The organism is Leifsonia psychrotolerans (genome assembly GCF_013410665.1).
Classification (GTDB): domain Bacteria; phylum Actinomycetota; class Actinomycetes; order Actinomycetales; family Microbacteriaceae; genus Cryobacterium; species Cryobacterium psychrotolerans_A.
In genome coordinates this window covers 2927652-2946606 of the sequence record NZ_JACCFM010000001.1, presented here as the reverse complement: position 1 = coordinate 2946606, position 18955 = coordinate 2927652, and the positions used below count along the sequence as shown (strand labels likewise).

The window sequence follows — 18955 nt, the reverse complement described above, 5'->3', positions numbered from 1 at the left end:
GCAGCAAAGCCCCGAGAATCCTGACAGATTGTAAGGCCAATGAGTCCTCAGCGCGTCGATGCCCTCGACTATTCCATCGTGAAGCTTTACACCGACGAGCCCGGCATCAGCGTGGTCGAGGCCGCCAAGCGGCTGGGCGTCGCGCGGCCCACCGTGCAGGCCAGGCTCAACCGTATGCATGAAACCGGGGTCATTACTCGGTTTGAGCCGACGCTTGATGCGGCAGCCCTCGGCTTTCCGGTAACGGCGATCTGTCATGTGGAGATCGATCAGGATCTCGGGCATGCCACAGCCCTGGAGTGGTTGCAGCAGATTCCCGAGATTCTGGACATGTATACGACCTCGGGTGACAGCGACATCGTGCTGCGCATCGTCGCCCGATCGAACCGCGATCTGCAGCGCGTGTTCGACACCATGATGCGCACCAAGGTCGTCAAACGCACCCGCAGCTCGATTGTGCTCACGACCCAGTTCGAGAACCGCATCCTGCCGGTCTTCGAAGTAGCGGCGGCCGACAGCGCCTCTGCGGCATCCGCCCCGGCCAAGCGCCCACTCCGGTAGGGCCCAGCGGGCGGATGCCGCGCCGAGAAGCCGCCCAGGGGATCCTGCAAGAATGGGAAGCGTGAAACTCAGCGCCTTCGCCGATGTGTGCCTGCGCACACTGATGCTGCTCGGTTCCCGCCCTGATCAACTGATCACCACCCGGGAGATTGCCGAGCAGATCGGCGTGCCCTACAACCATGTGGCCAAGGCTGTTCTCGAGTTGCGCAATCGCCAGGCCATCGAGGTGACCCGCGGTCGGTACGGCGGGTCGCAGATCAGCGCCCGGGGGCTCCAGCTCGCGGTGGGCACGTTGATGCGCGACCTCGATGTGCGCGATGACGTTGTCGACTGCGTCTCCGAGACCGGAGTCGCCTGCCCCCTAATTGCCCAGTGCACACTGCGCGGTGCGCTGCGCCGTGCTCGTGAAGCGTTCTACGCCGAGCTCGATCTGCTGCGCATCGAAGACCTCACCGGCCCGGCGTCCCGGCGCCTGCTGCCGTTTCCCGTTCTGCGCTGACACGCCGCGGAACCGTCGATTTGCACTTAACTTCTACGCGGCGTAGAACTTAGGTATTCAATCTTGCATAACAGATACAAGATATGCACCGCCTCTTCGCTAAGGAGCCACCCCATGCTGTCTGAGAAGTCCCGTCCGGTCATTGAGGCCACTCTGCCGATCATCGGTGAGCGCATCTCGCACATCACCCCGAAGTTCTATTCGCGGATGTTTGCGGCTCGACCGGAGCTTCTGGACGGACTCTTCTCCCGCGCCAATCAGAACAACGGCACGCAGCAGCAGGCCCTGGCAGGTTCCATCGCGGCCTTCGCCACTCACCTGGTCAACAACCCCGGCACGCTGCCGGAAGCCGTGCTCGCCCGCATCGCCCACAAGCACACCTCCCTCGGCATCGCTCCTGAGCAGTACCAGATTGTGTATGAGCACCTCTTCGCCGCGATCGTCGATGACCTGGGCGAGGCGGTCACCCCCGCCGTCGCCGAGGCATGGACCGAGGTTTATTGGCTGATGGCCGACGCACTGATCAAGATTGAGAAGGGCCTCTACGCCCAGCAGGCTAACGACAAAATCTGGACTGACTGGACGCTGGTCTCGAAGACCATCGCCGGAGTCGGCTCGATCACCTTCCGTTTCGCCCCCGCCGATGAGACTGCCGTCACCGTTGCCAAGCCCGGCCAGTTCGTCTCGGTGCGCGTTCCGCTTCTCGACGGCATCCGTCAGTGCCGGCAGTACACCCTGAGCGACGCGGTCACCTCGACCACCGAGCGTGTGATCACAACGAAGTTCGACGAGGGCGGCGAGGTCTCGCCCTTCATGCACCAAAACCTCAACGTGGGCGACACGGTTGAACTCTCCAACCCGTACGGCGATCTGACCATCGACACCTCGGGTGCTCCAATCGTGCTCGCCACCGCCGGCATCGGCTGCACCCCGAGCGCGTCGGCACTGGCGAACTTGGCCGCTGTCGGATCCGACCGGCAAGTGCTGGTGCTGCACGCTGAGGCGACCGAGGATGCCTGGGCGTTGAAGGAGCAGATGCGCGAATCCATCGCGGCGCTGCCCAATGCGGATTTGAAACTCTGGCTCGAAGACATCACCGCCAAGGCCGACGATACCGAGGCAACCGAAGGCTACATGTCGCTTGCCGGCCTGGACCTGCCCGCCGACGCTCGCCTCTACCTCTGCGGTCCGCTGGCATTCATGCGTGCCGTGCGCTCGCAGGCCATCGACGCCGGCATTCCGGCCACGCACATTCACTATGAGGTGTTCGGCCCCGACCTCTGGCTCGCGGCCTAAACCGCATCTGAAGGCACGACAGGCCCGGCCCCTCCGCGGGCCGGGCCTGTCGGCATTTCGCTGCCGCTCGGGCTCAGGCGTGCGGAATTCCCACGATCATGCCGCCGTCGACGACGAACTCGGCACCGGTGGAGTAGCTGCTGTCATCGCTGGCCAAAAACAGCACCATCTTCGAGACCTCTTCGGGGGCGCCGCCGCGTGCGAGCGGAATCTGGAACTGCGCAGCGTCGTAGGCCTTGGTCATCTCGGTCTCGATGAAGCCGGGGTGCACGCTGTTGACTCGGATGCCGTACTGGCCGAGATCGAGCGCGACCGACTTGGTGAGGCCCCGAACGGCGAACTTGGAGGCCACATAGGCATGCAGGCCGGCGCTGCCGCGGAGGCCTTCAACGGACGAGATGTTGATGATGGATCCGCCGGGACCCGCGGCGACGAGGGCCGGCGTGGCTGCCTGGATGCCGTTGAAGACACCGGTCAGGTTGATGTCGAGCGTCTTCTGCCAGAGTTCGAGCGGGAACGTCGTGATGGGGGCGCCATTGGCGATGCCGGCGTTGTTCACCAGAACAGTGAGGCTGCCAAAGTGCGCGACCGTGAACTCGACGGCGGCCTTCCAGTCGTCCGGCTTCGTGACATCCAAGTGGATGTACGCGGCCGCGTCGCCCAGTTCGGCGGCGAGGGCCTCACCCTCCGCGTCGAGCAGATCACCAAGCACGACGCGTGCTCCTTCGGCGACGAATGCGCGGGCGTGCGTGGCGCCCATTCCGCGGGCTCCTCCGCTGATGAGTGCGACCTTGTTGTCGAGACGTCCCATGGTTTTCTCCTGTTCAGTCGGCGAGCGAACGGGGGTTCCCGCCGCTTCGTCGTGCTTCATTCGCCGCGGGATCTTCCGCGGACGGGGGTGTGGCGACGCCTGTCCACCAGGCGGCCAGAGAATTGACGGTGACTTCGGTGAAGAGCGCGCGCGACCCCAGATCCGGCACGGTCAGCCAGGCGGCGATCGCGCCCACGATGCCATGCGCGGAGTACGCGGCATAGCCGGTCGCGAGCAGTGCGGGCGAAAGCCCCGCGGGGGAGGCGGGAAGGAACTCTGGATGGTGCCCCAGGTAGTCGGCGAGCGTGTCTTCGAAATGTTCGGTGAGAAGCGGCCACAGCGGCAGGCCTGAACTGCGACTGAGGCCCGATCGGTAGATGGCCGCGTGAGCCTCGACGTGGTCGGCGATCCAGTCGAGGGTGGTGAGCACCACGTCACGCGGAGTGACGCCGGCGCGCTCGGTTGCCACGGCAAAAGTGGCCTTGCTGGCGGCAAGCTCAGCGTGCAGCACAGCAACCAGCAAGGCGTGGGGCGATTCGGCGTGTGTGTAGAAGGTTGCTCGGTTGATCCCCGCGGCTCGAGTGACATCCGAAACCGTGATGCTCGAGATATCGCGCTCGGTGGCGAGGGTCAGAATGGCCTCGCGCAGCGCGACCTGGGTGCGTTCCCGACGGGGATCCATGCCATTCCTTTTCGGAGCGAACCCCCGGTGTGGGGTCTCCCCCCACGTTACGCCGCCACTGTCACTTTGGCAACACCTGTTGCTTAGATGGCGTTAGCGAACGGCTTCCCATTCGCTGCGCAGTAGAGCGTAGATCGCCAGATCGCCCCACTCGCCCTTCAAAATCTCGCTCTCTCTGAAATATGCCTCTTGGCGCATACCTAATCTCTGGCACAAGGCGACGGATGCCGTGTTGTGCGGATCCAGTCGCGCAAGCACGCGATGGGCGCCAATGTGCGCGAAGGCCAGTTCGAGGAGGGCGCGAGCGGCTTCTGTGGCGTAGCCCTTGCGCTGGTAGTCGGGATGGAAGACCCAACCGATCTCAATTTGCGCGAGCTCACCGCTCTCGAGAACGACGGTGAGGTCGCCGATGACAGGGCCACGCACGCCATCATTGACACCCGCGTCGTTCTGGCTTTCGTCAGTCTGACGTTCGTCGGTCTGGTGTTCGTCGCTGCGGCCGTCGCCGTCGCCGTGTTCGCCATGTAACTCGACCGCGAGAATGAGTGCGTCGCGGTCGTTTTCGAGCCGAGTGAAACCGGCGCGCGTCAGTGTGTGCTCGCGCGACTCATCGAGGTCGCGCACAGGCCAGGGGAGATAGCGCACGACCTCGGCATCCGACTGGTAGGCGAACACGTCGTCGACGTCGGCGTCGGTGAGGGGACGCAACATCAGGCGATCGGTGCGCAGGGGGTATGCGTCAAACGGAAGGGTGGTGAGTCCGGCAGGCGTCGTCACGGTGAACCTCTCCACCGTCGAGGTCGGCTTTCGGCGGTCGGGGCCAGCCTACGACGTGCGGTGGTGCCAGAACAGGCAACTCTGCGTCAGGGCGTGCGCGCCGATGGGCCCGACGCATCCGCTCGCTCGACTTTGAGGCCGAAGAGTGCCTCAAGGCCGTCGAAGTAGGCGTCGTGCTCGCCGCTGCGGGCGAGCTCGCGCGAACGCAACATGGGCGTGTGCAGCAGCACACCGACCAGGTGCCGCAGCGCGGCTTCGGTCTGTGCGCTGTGCTCGTTCCGGCTGCGCACGCGCTCGATCTCTGCCTCGAGGATGTCGAAGACGTGCGAGCGCAGGGCCACGACGGCGGGCGCCAGGCTCTGTTCGGTCGACACTGCGGTGAAGTCACGAGCCGCCTGGGAAACCAACTCGCGGGCCTCGCTCGTGGCATTCAGCGCCTCGAGTGGCGCGTGGATGCGAATGGTCTCGAGGTCAAGCAGCGCCACGCCGGCGAGCTGTGTCACATCGGGGTCGACATTGCGCGGCATGCCCAGGTCGATGATGAGCTGGTGGAAAGTGGTTTCGGCCGGCGCCGGCGACGGCGCGATCGGGCACAGCTTGAGCGGCTGCGCGTCCGCGGCTGCTGCATCTTGGCCCAGCGCGTGACGTCCGGTGCCCAGGAGCGCGGCATCCACGACGAAGTGGTCGGCAGTCGTGCAGGTGATGATCAGGTCGGCCCGGGCCGCCTCGCGAGCCAGGTCGGCTTCGACCACCGCGGCGATGCCGTGTGACTCGGCGAATTTCACGGCCCGACCCGATGGCGAGTACACCCGCACATTCTCGGCGCCACGGTCGCGCAGGGCGGCCAGGGTGGCGCCGGCGTAGCGTCCGGTGCCGAGCAAGAGCACGCGGCTGGCGGCCCAGTCGCTCACCCGACTCGATGCGAGTTCGAGCGAGAGGCGCACGAGCGAGCGACCGGCGGTTCCGAGGCCGGTCTGATTTTTCACCCCGCGAGAGGTCTGCGATGCCCGTTGAAAGAGACGTTCGAGTTCGGGGCTCGTCGTGCCGTCACTGCGGGCCTGCTCGAGCGACCGGCGCACCTGACCGGCAATCTCGCCTTCGCCGACGACGACGGACTCGAGTCCACTCGACACGGCGAACAGGTGGTGAGGCACGCCGTTGCCATGAACGAGTTGCAGGGTGTCGCGCAGTGTTTCGGCGGCGACATCGCTCGTTGCGCTCAATGCGTCGATGGCGGCATGAATGGCGGGCATCGGTGAAACGCCGAAGGGCTCGTCGAGATCGAGATAGGCCTCGAACCGGTTGCAGGTCGCGACGACAATCGCCCCGCTGAGAGCGCTGTGGCACGCCGTGATCTGCTGCGCGGCGGCGGCGGAGGCCAAGGAAAGCTTTTCGAGCACATCGAAGTGTGAGTTCTTGTGGCTCGCGGAGAGACAAATCAACACTGCCTGATTCTACGTCGCGTAGTAGCAGAACCTTAATCGACGACGAGGTCAGGGAAATTTGACACAATCGAGAGCGTGAACCTCGACGCGCAACATCCCCTGTCCAGCGGCTTGACCGCCAACTCCCGCCTGGTGCGGGCCTACCAGGGCGTCAGGCCCGACGCGACACCGGTCTGGTTTATGCGCCAGGCCGGCCGATCGCTTCCCGAATATCGCGAACTGCGCGTCGGGACCGACATGCTTGACGCCTGCCTTGACCCGGCCATGACCAGCGAAATCACGCTGCAGCCCGTGCGTCGCCACGGCGTTGACGCCGGAATCTTCTTCAGCGATATCGTCGTGCCCTTGAAGCTCGTCGGCGTCGACGTCACGATCGTGGCGGGCAAGGGCCCGGTTCTCGGCACCGCGGTGCGCACGGGAACGGATGTCGCGGCGCTGACCGCGCTCGACCCCGCGGTTCTTGACACGGCATTGGCCCCCATCGCCGACGCCGTCGCCCGCACGGTCGCCGAACTCGGCTCCACCCCGCTGATCGGGTTCGCCGGAGCCCCGTTCACTCTGGCCGCCTACCTGGTTGAGGGTGGGCCGTCGAAGGACCACATTCACGCCCGCACGCTCATGCACGCCGACCCCGAAGCTTGGGCCGCGCTGATGGCCTGGACCGCTGACGTCACCGGTCGCTTCCTGCGCGCCCAGGTGCTCGCGGGTGCCAGCGCCGCACAGCTCTTCGACTCGTGGGCCGGCGCCCTGTCGCTCGAGGACTACACGCGGTACGTCGCCCCGGCATCCGCTGCCGCGATCGCCCCGGTGCAGGATCTCGGCTACGTCGATCGATCGCGCGATGCCGCGGCCGACCCGGTCGAGGTCCGTCGACACGTGCCGATCGTGCACTTCGGCGTGGGCACCGGTGAGCTGCTGGGCGCCATGCGCGACATCGGCGCGGATGTCGTCGGTGTCGATTACCGCATTCCACTCGATGAGGCCAACCGGCGCCTCGGCGGTACGACGCCGCTGCAAGGCAACCTCGACCCGGCACTGCTGAACGCGCCCTGGCCGGTGCTCGAAGCGGAGGTGCGCACTGTGCTAGAGCGCGGCGCATCCGCCCCAGCACACGTGTTCAACCTCGGTCACGGCGTGCCGCCCGAGACCGACCCGGCCGTGCTCACCCGTGTCGTCGAACTCGTGCACGAGCTGAGCGCGCGCACCGATGCTCACACCGACCCGCAGGCACGTGCCTCGGCAGGGGAGCGCGCGTGAGCGATAGCCGCCTGAGTGGCAGCACGGCGCGCACCGATCTGCGCACCGGCCCGCGCGATGTCGTCGTGATCGGCGGCGGTGTTGCCGGCCTCGTGGCCGCCCGGGAATGCGCGCGCATCGGACTGCGTGTGACGCTTCTTGAGGCCGCGGATGCCGTCGGTGGCGCCGTTGCCTCGCACACCGTCGGTGGGCTCACGCTCGACAGCGGCGCCGAGAGTTTCGCCGTGCGTGCGGGGGCTGTCGCCGATTTCGTGGCCAGCCTCGGCCTGACCGAACAGATCGTCATGCCGAACTCGGCGGGGGCGTGGCTCTGCCTGCCCGGCGAAGGGCGCGAAGCGGGAGCCGCGGTGAGTGTGCCGTTGCCGCGCGGAGGAGTGCTCGGCATCCCGTCGTCTCCGCTCGCCGCCGACGTGCGCGCCGTGATCGGCTGGGGCGGCGCCTGGCGCGCGTACCTCGACCGATTGATGCCCGTGCTGAAGATCGGGCGCGAACACAACCTGGGCGAACTCGTGCAGAAGCGCATGGGACGCCGCGTGCTCGAGCGACTCGTCGATCCCGTTGCAGCCGGCGTCTATTCGGCGCCCGCGACCGACCTGGAGGTCGACGTCGTCGCCCCGGGGTTGAACTCGGCGCTCACCACGACGGGTTCACTCTCGGGCGCTGTGCTGGCTCTGATTGGAAACAAGCCGGCCGGTTCCGCCGGTTCTGCCGTCGGTGGGCTCCGCGGCGGCATGTCGACGATGGTCACCGCGCTCGTGGCCGAGCTCGCGCACTATGGCGTCGAATCCGTGACGGATGCCCGAGTGCAGGCTCTCGAACGCAGCGGCACCGACGAGGAACCTACGTGGACGGTTACGATCGCGCCGCCTGCCGCCCAGCCGCCTGCCGCCCAGCCGCCTACCGCCCAGCCGCCTACCGCCCAGCTCGTGGATGACGCGGACCTGCTCTCGACGCTGACCGCTCGTTTCGTGATCGTCGCCACTTCGAACAGACCGGCGCTCGACCTGGTCGCGCCGCTCAGCGACGAGCTCGCCACACTCACCGAGTTGGACTGGCCCGAGCCGACGGCCGTCGAACTCGCCACTGTCGTGATCGACGCGCCCTCACTCGACGCGCACCAGCGGGGCACCGGGGTTCTCGTTGCCGCCGCTACGCCTGGAATCAGCGCGAAGGCCCTCACCCATGTCAGTGCCAAATGGGACTGGGTGGCCGAGGCCGCCGGCCCCGGCCGACATGTTCTCCGGCTCTCGTACGGACGAGCCGGCGAGCCGGGCTCGACCGAAATCTTGAGCGACGCCGAGTTCCAAGCGCTCGCACTGCACGACGCCGCACGCATTCTGGGCGTTCCCCTCGAGAAGGCAGCCGTGGTTGGCTTCGCCCGTACCCCCTGGCACGGCGCACTGTCGCCGGCGACGATCGGCGCCCGCGAACGAGTGCACGCGGTGCGTGAGGTGCTCGCCGACGTCGAGGGACTCGAGCTGACCGGGGCCTGGCTCTCGGGGGTCGGCCTGGCCGCCGTCATTCCGGACGCGCTCGCCGCAGCTGGTCGCATCCGTCATGCGGCGCTCGGAATGCCGAGCACCGAGTGAGTGAACAATCCGGAGGTGGAATACGTTCGACGCGCCCGGGCCTGTGGTTGGCGATCGTGATCATCGCCGAGCTGGCGGGCATCGTCTGGGTGCCGCTGTCGGGCGCTCCGGCGGGGGGCAACGGCGTCATCATCGGCGTCATTTTGCTGATCTTGCTCTGGCCGATTCGTCGGGGTCACCGGTGGGCCTGGCAGGTTTTCGTGACGCTGCAGTGTGTGGTGCTCGCCTTGGTGCCGGTCTTCATTATTCTGGTTCTCGTGATCCCGGGTGGCGAGCTGTTCATTGACTGGGGAACGATCGTGACCTCGATCGTCGCACTCACTGCGATCACCGCCCCGGCTCTGCGCCCCGCACGCGCAGATCCAGTGCCCTAACACGCGCCGGTCTGGTACTGCATGTGCCAACCCGGAAGGGGGAGGGCTACTCTGGTGAAACGTGAACCTGACGGAATGGAGTCACAATGCGGGGAAAGCTTCTCTTTATCACCGGCGGGCTCGTCGGCTACGTGCTCGGCGCACGCGCCGGCCGCAAACGCTACGACCAGATTGCCTCTGCGGCGAATGAGCTGTGGAACGCCAAGCCTGTACAGCGCCGCGTGACGATCGTGCGCGACTTCACGCTTGAGGCCATCGGCGATCTGCCCGTCACACTGTTCAGCGTCGGCAAGAAGGCCGTGCAATCCGCCACGAACAAGAAGAAGGCAACGGCAAAGTCCCCGTCAGCCTCGGCCACGCAGAGCCCTTCGGTGACAGCGACGAAGTCAGACGCCACGAAGTCTGCCGCCGCGAAGTCAGACTCCGCGAAGTCAGACTCCGCGAAGTCAGACGCCGCGAAGTCAGCCTCGACGAAGTCGGCTGCGGCGAAGTCCACATCCGCCACGAAGCCTGCTGCCAGCACGTCGGCCCGCACGGCGAAGCCGGCCGCCGCCGCGGGCGATAGCCCCTCCACCTAACCGTCGTTGCATCGGGAAGGCATACCTGTGAGCACGAGTGGATTTAACCCGAAGGCCAAACGCAGCCTGTTCGTTCTGATCGGCGAACTGCCTGGCCATATCACCGACCTCATCAAGGCTGAACTGGCGGCGTTCCTCGCCGAGCTGAGCGGCAAAGCGAAGAACATGGGCCTGGGTATCGGCTTGTTCGTCGTCGCCGCAACGTTCGGATTCTTCGCACTGGGCGTGTTCATCGCCCTCGCGGTGATCGCCCTTGCGCTGGTGTTGCCGCTCTGGCTGTCGGCCCTGATTGTCGCCGTGGCTTTGCTGCTCATCGCCGCGATTCTGGTTCTGATCGGCGTCGGACGGCTGAAGGCCGCGACGGCCACAGACCCGAACGGCATGGCCGCAAGCATCCGTCACGATGTCGACGCATTCAAGGGGGTTGGCGATTATGGCCACTGATCGATCGATCAACGAAAGCACGCCGACCACGGATGTGACGCGGCGCGCAGCACACGCTGCCTCCGACCCCACGGCGAAGGCAGCGGAGCAGCCGACCCCGCCACCCAAGAAGAGCCTGGCCGAGTTACGGGCCGACGCCACGCGGGCGCGCGGCGACCTGGCCAGCACCCTCGATGCCATCGAGAAGAAGCTCAACCTTCCACACCAGATCAAGATCAGGGTTCGGCGGGTGCGCTATGGCCTGCGCACACTGGGCGAGGACAATCCGATCGCCGTGGTCGGAATCGCCGTGACCGCTGCAACGGTCGTGGGGACCGCTGTCTGGTTGGGAGTGAAGGCCGTGCAGCGTCGCTGATCCCCGGCGCTTCAGCCTGACCGCGGCGCTCGCTTTTGGTGCTGGCGGAAAAGCGAGGGAGACTGGGGGAATGACTCACCCGGCTGCCGGAGAGGCAGTAACCAGCGCCCACACTCTTCACTCCACCGATGCTCCAGACCAGGAATCACCGCACGGATTCACCCTTTTCGCTGTGCTGCGGAAAGATCCGGCGAACCCCGACGACCTCGACGGCCGTGACGTACCCCATGCCGTCAACGAGCTTGACGATGTGATTGCCCTGGTCGAGGCCGAGGGCGTCTCGGTGCGTGGCTTCTACGACGTGTCAGGCCTGCGCGCCGACGCCGATGTGATGATCTGGACTCATGCCGACGAGGCCGAGACCCTGCAGTGGGCTCACCGCGAGCTGCGTCGCACGCGCCTGCTCAAGAGCCTGCTGCCCACCTGGAACGCCATGGGCGTGCACCGTGACGCCGAGTTCAACAAAAGCCACGTGCCCGGGTTCCTCCGCGGCGTGGCCGCCAAGAACTGGATGACGGTCTACCCGTTCGTGCGCAGCTATGAGTGGTACCTGCTGCCCGAGGCCGAGCGCAGTCGCATGCTTGCCGACCACGGCCGCAAGGGTGCGGCTTTTCGCGGCGCGATCGCGAACACCGTCTCGGCCTTCGCCCTCGGCGACTACGAATGGCTCCTGCCGATCGAATCCGACGAACTCACCGAACTCGTCGATCTCATGCGCGAATTGCGCGCGACGGATGCGCGGCGTCACGTGCGCGAGGAGGTTCCGTTCTACACGGGCCGTCGCGTCACACTCGCCGAACTTGTGGAGGTGTTGCAGTAATGACCGAGTACGACGCAATTCTGTTGGCCGGCTTCGGCGGCCCAGAAGGCCAGGACGATGTGATTCCGTTCCTCCGCAATGTCACGCGTGGTCGGGGCATTCCGGAGGAGCGCCTCGAGGAAGTCGCCCACCACTACCGTCACTTCGGCGGAGTGAGCCCGATCAATAACCAGAACCGAGCGCTGAAGGCCGCCCTCGAGGCCGAGCTGTCCTTTCGCGGCATCGACCTGCCGGTGCTGTGGGGCAACCGCAACTGGGATCCCTACCTGGCCGACACCATTCGGGAAGCCCACGCGGCGGGCCACAACCGTCTGATCGCGATCGCGACGAGCGCCTACAGCTCCTACTCGAGCTGCCGCCAATACCGTGAAGATTTCGCTCAAGCCCTCGCGGACACCGGCCTCGAGGGCGAAGTGCACATCGACAAGGTGCGTCAGTTCTTCGACCACCCCGGCTTTGTGCTGCCGTTCATCGAGGGCGTCACGCAGGGGCTGGCGGATGTCACCACGAGTGTTCCCGGCATCGACCTCGCCACTGAGGCGCTGGTGTTGTTCGCCACCCACTCGATCCCGTCGGAAGACGCCGCCAAGAGCGGTCCGGCCGAGCGTGGCTTCGGGGCGGGCGGCGCCTATGAGGCACAGCACCTCGCGGTAGCAGAGGTCGTGATGGCCGCGGCGACCCCGGTTGTCGAGTCGGGCGAGACACCAACGCCCGTCGACATTCCCTGGCAGCTGGTCTACCAGTCTCGGTCCGGCCCGCCCAGCATGCCGTGGCTGGAACCTGACATCAACGATGTGATCGCCGAACTGCCAGCCCGAGGCATCCGTGCGGTGGTGATCGTGCCACTGGGCTTCGTGAGCGACCACATGGAGGTGCTCTGGGATCTCGACACCGAGGCGATGGAAACGGCCGCCGAAAACGGTGTGCACGCCGTGCGCGTGCCGACTCCCGGCACCAACCCGGCGTACGTCAGCGGCCTCGTCGACCTCGTCATGGAACGTGTCGGCGACGTGCCCGTCGAGGAGCGCCCCGCCCTGACCGAGCTCGGACCCTGGTACGACATCTGTCGGCCCGGGTGTTGTGAGAATGTGCGCCTGGGCTTCAAGCCGGCGCTGGCAGGAATGGCACCATGAGCACGGCGAAGACTCCGACAGTGATTCGTGTGGGAACGCGGGGGAGTGCCCTGGCGATCGCTCAGAGCACGGCGATTGCGAACCGCATCGGTGCCGCAGCGGGCGCGCCGATCGAAATCGTCACGATCACGACACACGGCGACACCTCGCGCGAGTCGCTGTCGAGCCTCGGCGGCACGGGCGTCTTCGCCAGCGCCCTGCGTGAATCGCTGCTGGCCGATGAGTGCGATGTTCTGGTTCACTCCCTGAAAGATCTGCCCACGGCTGCCCACCCCGGCCTCGTGATCGGTGCCACTCCGAAACGTGCCGATGCCCGCGATGTGCTCTGCGCGCGCGACGGAATGACGCTCGAGGCTCTCCCGGCGGGCTCCACAGTCGGCACGGGTTCGCCGCGTCGGGTCGCTCAGCTGCGTGCGCTGCGGCCCGACCTGCAGGTCGTCGACATCCGTGGCAACGTTGACACGCGGCTCGCCTTCGTCAGCGACGGTGAGCTCGATGCAATCGTGCTGTCCGCGGCCGGCCTCGGTCGTCTCGGCCGTCTTGACGCCGTCGCCACCGAGTTCCTCGAGTTGTCGAACTGGCCGACGGCTCCCGGCCAGGGTGCCCTGGCGGTTGAGGTGCGGGAGGGTCGTCTCGACCGAGCCCTGGCCGCTGCGCTTGCCAGTATCAATCACGTCACGACCCAGGCCACGACGGCCGCTGAACGCCTGGTTCTGGCCGGGCTCGAGGCTGGATGTTCGGCACCCGTCGGCGCCTCGGCCGTCGTCGACGATGGGCTGCTCTTTCTCACCGCTACGGTCTACAGCGCCGACGGCACCGCGCAGCTCACGAGCTCGCACGCGGCGACGCCCGAGTCCACCGCGCCGGCTGATTTGCATGAGGCCGCCCGCGATGTGGCGCAGCGTGTCGTCGCCGAGCTTCTGGCCGCGGGGGCAGGGAAGCTCGCCCGGATGGAAGGCGCAGTATGACGTACGAACGCCACGACACCGGCCAGATCGAAGTCAAGCCGCTGGCCGGCTGGACGGTCCTCGTTCCGCGCGGCGGCCCCTGGGGCGATCAGGTCTCGGCGAAGCTCCGGGCCAAGGGCGCCCAACCGATCGTTGCAGCCATGATCAACTTCGCGCAGACCGACGACGCCGAGACACTTGATGCCGCTCTGACCCGTCTGGCCGCCGGCGAATTCGATTGGATGACCGTCACCAGCGCCACCACCGTCGACGTGCTGACCTCCCACCGTGCAGTGGTGCCACCCACGACGCGCGTCGCCGCCGTGGGCGAGACCACGGCCGCCGCACTCACCGCAGCCGGTTACCAGGTCGACATCGTTCCGTCGGAGGACAACACGGCCCGCGGACTGCTGGCCGAGTGGGAGGCCGCGACCCACGGTGAGATTCCACTGCGCGTGCTCACCCTGCGCTCCGAGATCGCCAAGCCACTGCTCACCGAGGGACTGCGTCGCATCGGCCACGAGGTGGAGTCTGTCGTCGCCTACCGCACCATTGGGGTGCCGGTCAGCGAAAAAGTCGCCACCGATGTCGCGGCCGGGCTCGTGCAGGCCATCCTCGTCACCTCCGGCAGCGTGGCGCAGCAGGTGCAACAGCAGCTCGGCCCGATTCCCGAGGGTACGCTCATTGCCTGCATCGGCCCGCAGACGGCGAAGGATGCGGCGGCTGTGGGCCTCCGCGTCGACGTGATCGCCGACGAACGCACGGCGGAGAGCCTCATTGATGCCCTCGTGCGAGTTGCGCTCGGCTCCTGATCGTTTCTGTGAGCTGCGTGCAGGTGCGGGACGTAGGCTGAACGGGTGAATAACCCTCTCATTCGCCCCCGTCGACTGCGCGCCACGCCGGCCCTGCGACGACTCGCCACCGAGACCCGACTGCACCCGGGCGATTTGGTCTTGCCTCTCTTTGTGCGTGAGGGAACCGCCCAGGCGCTACCGATCGCGTCGATGCCGGGCGTGATGCAGCACAGCCTCGACAGCGCCAGACGCGCCGTCGTCGAGGCTGCCGAAGCCGGAGTATCCGGGGTGATGCTCTTCGGTGTTCCCGAAAAGCGTGACGCGATCGGATCCGGCGCCACTGATCCTGACGGCATCTTGAACGTGGCCACGCGTGTTCTCGCCGCCGAGGTGGGCGATGCGCTCGTGGTGCAGACCGACCTCTGCCTCGACGAATTCACCGATCACGGCCACTGTGGGGTGCTCGGCTCCGACGGCCGCGTCGACAACGACGCCACGGTGAAGCGGTACACCGAGATGGCTCTCGTGCAAGCGGGATCCGGGTCGCAGGTACTCGGGCTCAGCGGCATGATGGACGGTCAGGTCGCCGCGGTGCGTGAGGCCCTCGACGACGACGGCTATTCAGACACCGCAGTGCTGGCCTACTCGGCGAAATATGCCTCCGCGTTCTACGGACCGTTCCGCGACGCCGTCGAGTCGACGCTGGACGGCGACCGCCGCAGCTACCAGCTCGACCCCGCGAATCGTCGGGAGGGCGTGCGTGAGGCACTGCTCGACATTGCTGAGGGGGCGGATGTCGTCATGGTCAAGCCGGCCGGCAGCTATCTTGACGTGCTCGCCGACGTCGCAGCCCTCAGCGATATTCCAGTTTGGGCATATCAAGTCTCCGGCGAGTATTCCATGATCGAGGCCGCCGCCGCCCAGGGCTGGATCGACCGCCGTCGCGCGGTCGAAGAGTCGGTCCTGTCGATCAAACGTGCCGGAGCGGACGTCGTGCTGAGCTACTGGGCCGTCGAACTTGCCACCTGGATCAACGAGAAAGAAGCACGATGAACAGCCACAACGACGAGCTCTTTGCGCGCGCCCAGCGATCAATTCCCGGAGGGGTGAACTCGCCCGTCCGAGCGTTTCGCTCGGTCGGGGGCACCCCGCTGTTCCTCGTTTCGGCGCAGGGGCCGTACGTCACCGATGCCGACGGGCGCGAGTATGTCGACCTGGTCTGCTCGTGGGGTCCGGCGATTCTCGGCCACGCGCATCCGGATGTCGTCAGTGCCGTACAGCAGGCCGCCGCGCGGGGACTCTCTTTCGGCGCTTCGACGCCGGCCGAGACCGAGCTCGCCGAGCTCGTCACCGGCCGTGTCGGAGCCGTGCAGAAACTACGTCTCGTCTCGACCGGCACCGAGGCGACGATGACGGCCATCCGACTCGCCCGCGGTTTCACCGGGCGCGACCTGCTGATCAAGTTCGCCGGCCACTACCACGGGCACTCCGATGGGCTCCTCGCCGAGGCCGGATCGGGTCTCGCCACGCTGGCGATGCCCGGATCAGCGGGGGTGACCGCGGCCACCGCCGCCCAGACCCTCGTGCTGCCCTACAACGATCTGGACGCTGTGCGCGCGGCCTTCGCGGCGCATCCGGGCCGTATCGCCGCCGTCATCACCGAGGCCGCGGCGGCCAATATGGGCGTTGTCGCGCCCGACCCGGGCTTCAACGCCGCCCTCGCCGCCGTCGTGCACGACGAGGGTGCGCTGCTCATCCTCGATGAGGTTCTCACCGGATTCCGGGTCGGCGCGGCCGGCTATTGGGGTCTCGAGAATGCCGCCGAGGTGCACTACACCCCCGACCTTCTGACGTTCGGCAAGGTAATTGGTGGCGGGCTGCCGGTGGCCGCGCTCGGCGGCCGCGCCGACGTCATGGACTTTCTCGCTCCGGCCGGTCCGGTCTATCAAGCCGGCACGCTGTCCGGCAACCCGGTCGCCGTCGCCGCCGGAATCGCCACGTTGCGCGCGGCCGACGACACGGTCTACGAGCGCCTTGACGCCACATCCGTGATCATCTCCGAGGCCGTCACGGCTGCTCTTGCCGCGCAGGGGGTCGAACACCGCGTGCAGCGGGCCGGCAACCTGTTCAGCTTTGTCTTCGGGGCGGATGCCGCGGCGAATGCCCCGCGCGACTACGAGGCGGTCAAGCGCCAGGAGGGGTACCGGTACGCCCCGTTCTTTCACGCCATGCAGCAGGGTGGAGTGTCGCTACCGCCGTCGGTCTTCGAATCCTGGTTCGTCTCGGCTGCCCACGACGACACCGCGATCAGCCGCATCCTCGACGCGCTCCCCGCGGCGTCGCGTGCAGCCGCGGCGGCCGTTCCCGCCGGGTAGTTGGCGGGGTCCTGAGCAAACCACCGACGCAGGAGTTACCTCTTTGTGAGTTTCGGACACGGCAATTGTCGAGGTGACCGGGCAGACTAGAACCATGACCTCCCTGCGTGTGCATCCCGACCGGCTCGAGATCCATCTGTCGCGCGCCGAAAAGACGATGTCACTGCGTCGGGACGGCATCGTGGTGCAGCGTGAGAACATTCGTTCGGTCACGATCACCGACGATCCGTGGATCTGGATTCGGGGCATCCGTGCCCCCGGCCTCGAGGTTCCGCTGGTAATCGCAACCGGAACCTGGAAGTTTCATGGCGGCAAAGACTTCATCGCCATCAAGAGCAAACGGCAGGCCGTGGTAATTGACCTTGTCGGGGAAGAGTTTGCCCGCATCATCATCACCACTCAGCACGCTCCCGACTTGATCACCTCGCTCAAGTTGCAGGATGTGATGGTCGTCGATGAGGCAGACTCGTCGACGCCGGCCGCGCCCGCCGTCTCGGGCGACGCCCCCGCCGAGACCGCGGACGCGGACGAGTCCGGTGACGCGGACGAGACTGGGACCGGCGACGCGAACGCGGCCGCGTCTCGCGAGTAGTCGCCCTCAGCCGAAAATCACGAGCAGAAAGCCGATCAACGGGAACGTGCCCTGCACGAGTGCGGCACGCAGATAATGCCGACCCGTCGATACCAGCACGAGTGCCGCGAGAACCATTGATCCCGTCGCGAAGAGCACGAGCGCCGCGCCGGCATCTGATTGGCTGGTCATTATGAGCAGCAGGCCCAGGGCCGCCCCGGCCGCGAGGAACAGATTATAAAATCCCTGGTTGTAGGCCATCGGCCGGGTGGTGTCTGCGGCCGCCTGATCGGCCACGCCGAAACGTTTCCAAGTGGCGGGATGCGTCCACCAGATGCTCTCCATCAGAAAGATGTAGACGTGCAGCGCGGCGGCGAGGGCGACGAACACTCCGGCGATGATGGCCATGCCTGCAGTGTACGGTGCTGGCCCAAACCGGGGTGGGTTCAGGGGTCGATCACGCTCGCGGGTGAGGCTCAGGCCCGCACGTCGACGACAGTGCGCCCATGCAGGGTGCCGGACAGGATGCGCGCGGCCGCATCCGGAGCCTCGGCTAGCGGAATCACTCGGGTCACACGGTCGAGCAGGTCGAGGTCGAGGTCGGTCCCGAGGCGCTGCCAGGCTTGCTCGCGGAGAGCGATCGGGGCGTCGACCGAATTGATCCCGGCCAGCACGACGGACCGCAGAATGAAGGGCATCACCGTGGCCGGGAGGTCGATGCCCTGGGCCATGCCGCACGCCGTCACGATACCGCCGTATTTGGTGTGCGCGATCGCGTTCGCGAGGGTCACACTGCCCACAGAGTCGACGACTGCGGCCCAGCGCTCGGACTGCAGCGGTTTGCCGGGCTCACGCAGCTCGGCCCGGTCGATGACGTCGACGGCTCCGAGGCCACGGAGGTAATCGCCGAACTCGCCGAGACGCCCGGTGAGCGCGTGCACCCGGTAGCCGCGGGCGGCCAGCAACACGATGGCCAGTGAGCCGACACCACCGGTGGCTCCCGTGACGAGCACAGGCCCGGATTCCGGGGTCACACCGTGGCGTTCGAGCGCGAGCACCGACAGCATGGCGGTGAAGCCCGCGGTTCCGATGGCGGCGGCCCGCTTGGCGCTGAGGGTCGACGGCAGTCGCACCAACGCCTCCCCGTCGACACGGGCTCGTTCGGCCAGCCCGCCGTGCAGGCTCTCGCCCAGCTTGGCGCCGTTCTGCAGCACGAGATCGCCCGGCATCCAGCGCGGGTCGCTGCTGTGCAGCACCGTTCCGACTAGGTCGATTCCTGCGATCAGAGGCCAGGCACGCACCACGCCGGGGCGCCCACCCAGGGCAAGGCCGTCCTTGAAGTTGATGCTCGAGTAGAGCAGCTCAATCGTGACGGCCGCACTTCCCAGAAAGTCATCGTCGACGAGTTGCAGTGTGGCGGTCTGCGCGCTGGTGCCGGCGGCATCCGTCGTCTTCTGCACCACGATTGCCCGGAACTGCATCGTCTCAGTCATGCTGCCAGCCTAGGCCCGGCGCGATCTGACGCACAGAACAACGGATGCCGGCGATCGCTGGGCGTCGACGCTGAACCAGCCCGTCGACGCTGAACCAGCCCGTCGACGCTGAACCAGCCCGTCGACGCTGAACCAGCCCGTCGACGCTGAACCA

At 66.7% G+C, this 18955-nt stretch carries 22 protein-coding genes; 16 read left to right on the top strand and 6 right to left on the bottom strand.

All coding sequences use genetic code 11. The features are described 5' to 3' along the window. The first annotated feature begins 39 nt into the window (after positions 1–39). The 3 genes from HNR05_RS13455 to HNR05_RS13445 all read left to right on the top strand — a co-directional run bounded on the left by HNR05_RS13455 (position 40) and on the right by HNR05_RS13445 (position 2356). Positions 40–561 (top strand): Lrp/AsnC family transcriptional regulator, encoded by a 522-nt coding sequence (locus HNR05_RS13455; protein ID WP_179579608.1) that lies wholly within the window; start codon positions 40–42, stop codon positions 559–561. 52 nt (positions 562–613) lie between these two features. Next, the gene (locus HNR05_RS13450; protein WP_218868897.1) at positions 614–1060 is read left to right on the top strand and encodes an RrF2 family transcriptional regulator; all 447 of its coding nucleotides are present in this window, start codon (positions 614–616) and stop codon (positions 1058–1060) included. 114 nt (positions 1061–1174) lie between these two features. Then, a complete protein-coding gene (locus tag HNR05_RS13445; RefSeq protein WP_179579606.1) occupies positions 1175–2356 on the top strand; it encodes a globin domain-containing protein in 1182 nt (393 codons plus the stop codon). Positions 2357–2429: 73 nt separating this feature from the next. Here HNR05_RS13445 and HNR05_RS13440 read toward each other — a convergent pair whose 3' ends face one another. From HNR05_RS13440 to HNR05_RS13425, 4 genes are all read right to left on the bottom strand, one after another. Beyond that, a complete protein-coding gene (locus tag HNR05_RS13440; protein WP_179579605.1) occupies positions 2430–3167 on the bottom strand; it encodes a glucose 1-dehydrogenase in 738 nt (245 codons plus the stop codon). Between the two features lie 13 nt (positions 3168–3180). Further along, a complete protein-coding gene (locus HNR05_RS13435) occupies positions 3181–3849 on the bottom strand; it encodes a TetR/AcrR family transcriptional regulator (RefSeq protein WP_179579604.1) in 669 nt (222 codons plus the stop codon). A gap of 93 nt (positions 3850–3942) precedes the next feature. After that, positions 3943–4626 (bottom strand): GNAT family N-acetyltransferase, encoded by a 684-nt coding sequence (locus HNR05_RS13430; protein ID WP_343062596.1) that lies wholly within the window; start codon positions 4624–4626, stop codon positions 3943–3945. Between the two features lie 86 nt (positions 4627–4712). Next, entirely contained in the window at positions 4713–6071 is a 1359-nt protein-coding gene (locus tag HNR05_RS13425; RefSeq protein WP_179579603.1) for a glutamyl-tRNA reductase, read from the bottom strand. A 75-nt stretch (positions 6072–6146) separates the two neighbouring features. Between HNR05_RS13425 and hemE the strand changes: the two genes are divergently transcribed. From hemE to HNR05_RS13360, 13 genes are all read left to right on the top strand, one after another. Continuing rightward, positions 6147–7328 carry a uroporphyrinogen decarboxylase gene (gene hemE / locus HNR05_RS13420; protein WP_179579602.1) on the top strand — a complete coding sequence of 394 codons (1182 nt, stop codon included), beginning with the start codon at positions 6147–6149 and terminating at the stop codon, positions 7326–7328. After that, the gene (locus HNR05_RS13415) at positions 7325–8917 is read left to right on the top strand and encodes a protoporphyrinogen/coproporphyrinogen oxidase (RefSeq protein ID WP_343062595.1); all 1593 of its coding nucleotides are present in this window, start codon (positions 7325–7327) and stop codon (positions 8915–8917) included. Before hemE ends, HNR05_RS13415 begins: the two co-directional genes overlap by 4 nt. Beyond that, complete coding sequence (locus tag HNR05_RS13410) at positions 8914–9291, top strand: hypothetical protein (RefSeq protein WP_179579601.1); 378 nt, start codon at positions 8914–8916, stop codon at positions 9289–9291. Before HNR05_RS13415 ends, HNR05_RS13410 begins: the two co-directional genes overlap by 4 nt. A gap of 86 nt (positions 9292–9377) precedes the next feature. Beyond that, complete coding sequence (locus tag HNR05_RS17635; RefSeq protein WP_246318410.1) at positions 9378–9869, top strand: hypothetical protein; 492 nt, start codon at positions 9378–9380, stop codon at positions 9867–9869. Positions 9870–9896: 27 nt separating this feature from the next. After that, complete coding sequence (locus tag HNR05_RS13400; protein WP_179579599.1) at positions 9897–10313, top strand: phage holin family protein; 417 nt, start codon at positions 9897–9899, stop codon at positions 10311–10313. Then, entirely contained in the window at positions 10303–10668 is a 366-nt protein-coding gene (locus tag HNR05_RS13395) for a hypothetical protein (RefSeq protein ID WP_246318408.1), read from the top strand. The genes HNR05_RS13400 and HNR05_RS13395 overlap by 11 nt, the downstream gene beginning before the upstream one ends. Positions 10669–10738: 70 nt before the next feature. Further along, positions 10739–11488, top strand: coding sequence for a hydrogen peroxide-dependent heme synthase (gene hemQ / locus HNR05_RS13390; RefSeq protein WP_179579598.1), 750 nt, complete (start codon positions 10739–10741; stop codon positions 11486–11488). Beyond that, positions 11488–12621 carry a ferrochelatase gene (locus HNR05_RS13385; RefSeq protein WP_179579597.1) on the top strand — a complete coding sequence of 378 codons (1134 nt, stop codon included), beginning with the start codon at positions 11488–11490 and terminating at the stop codon, positions 12619–12621. The genes hemQ and HNR05_RS13385 overlap by 1 nt, the downstream gene beginning before the upstream one ends. Next, complete coding sequence (gene hemC, locus HNR05_RS13380) at positions 12618–13589, top strand: hydroxymethylbilane synthase (protein ID WP_179579596.1); 972 nt, start codon at positions 12618–12620, stop codon at positions 13587–13589. The genes HNR05_RS13385 and hemC overlap by 4 nt, the downstream gene beginning before the upstream one ends. Further along, positions 13586–14380, top strand: a complete 795-nt coding sequence (locus HNR05_RS13375; protein ID WP_179579595.1) for a uroporphyrinogen-III synthase — start codon at positions 13586–13588, stop codon at positions 14378–14380. Before hemC ends, HNR05_RS13375 begins: the two co-directional genes overlap by 4 nt. A 45-nt stretch (positions 14381–14425) precedes the next feature. Continuing rightward, complete coding sequence (gene hemB / locus HNR05_RS13370) at positions 14426–15415, top strand: porphobilinogen synthase (protein ID WP_179579594.1); 990 nt, start codon at positions 14426–14428, stop codon at positions 15413–15415. Then, positions 15412–16737, top strand: a complete 1326-nt coding sequence (gene hemL, locus HNR05_RS13365) for a glutamate-1-semialdehyde 2,1-aminomutase (protein WP_179579593.1) — start codon at positions 15412–15414, stop codon at positions 16735–16737. Before hemB ends, hemL begins: the two co-directional genes overlap by 4 nt. 94 nt (positions 16738–16831) lie before the next feature. Beyond that, positions 16832–17329: a hypothetical protein gene (locus HNR05_RS13360; protein ID WP_179579592.1), complete on the top strand. Its 498-nt coding sequence runs from the start codon at positions 16832–16834 to the stop codon at positions 17327–17329. A gap of 6 nt (positions 17330–17335) precedes the next feature. On the opposite strand, the gene HNR05_RS13355 is transcribed toward HNR05_RS13360, so the two are convergent. Next, positions 17336–17716, bottom strand: a complete 381-nt coding sequence (locus HNR05_RS13355) for a DUF1304 domain-containing protein (RefSeq protein WP_179579591.1) — start codon at positions 17714–17716, stop codon at positions 17336–17338. Between the two features lie 68 nt (positions 17717–17784). Next, positions 17785–18801, bottom strand: a complete 1017-nt coding sequence (locus HNR05_RS13350; RefSeq protein WP_246318407.1) for an MDR family oxidoreductase — start codon at positions 18799–18801, stop codon at positions 17785–17787. Positions 18802–18955: the final 154 nt, after the last annotated feature.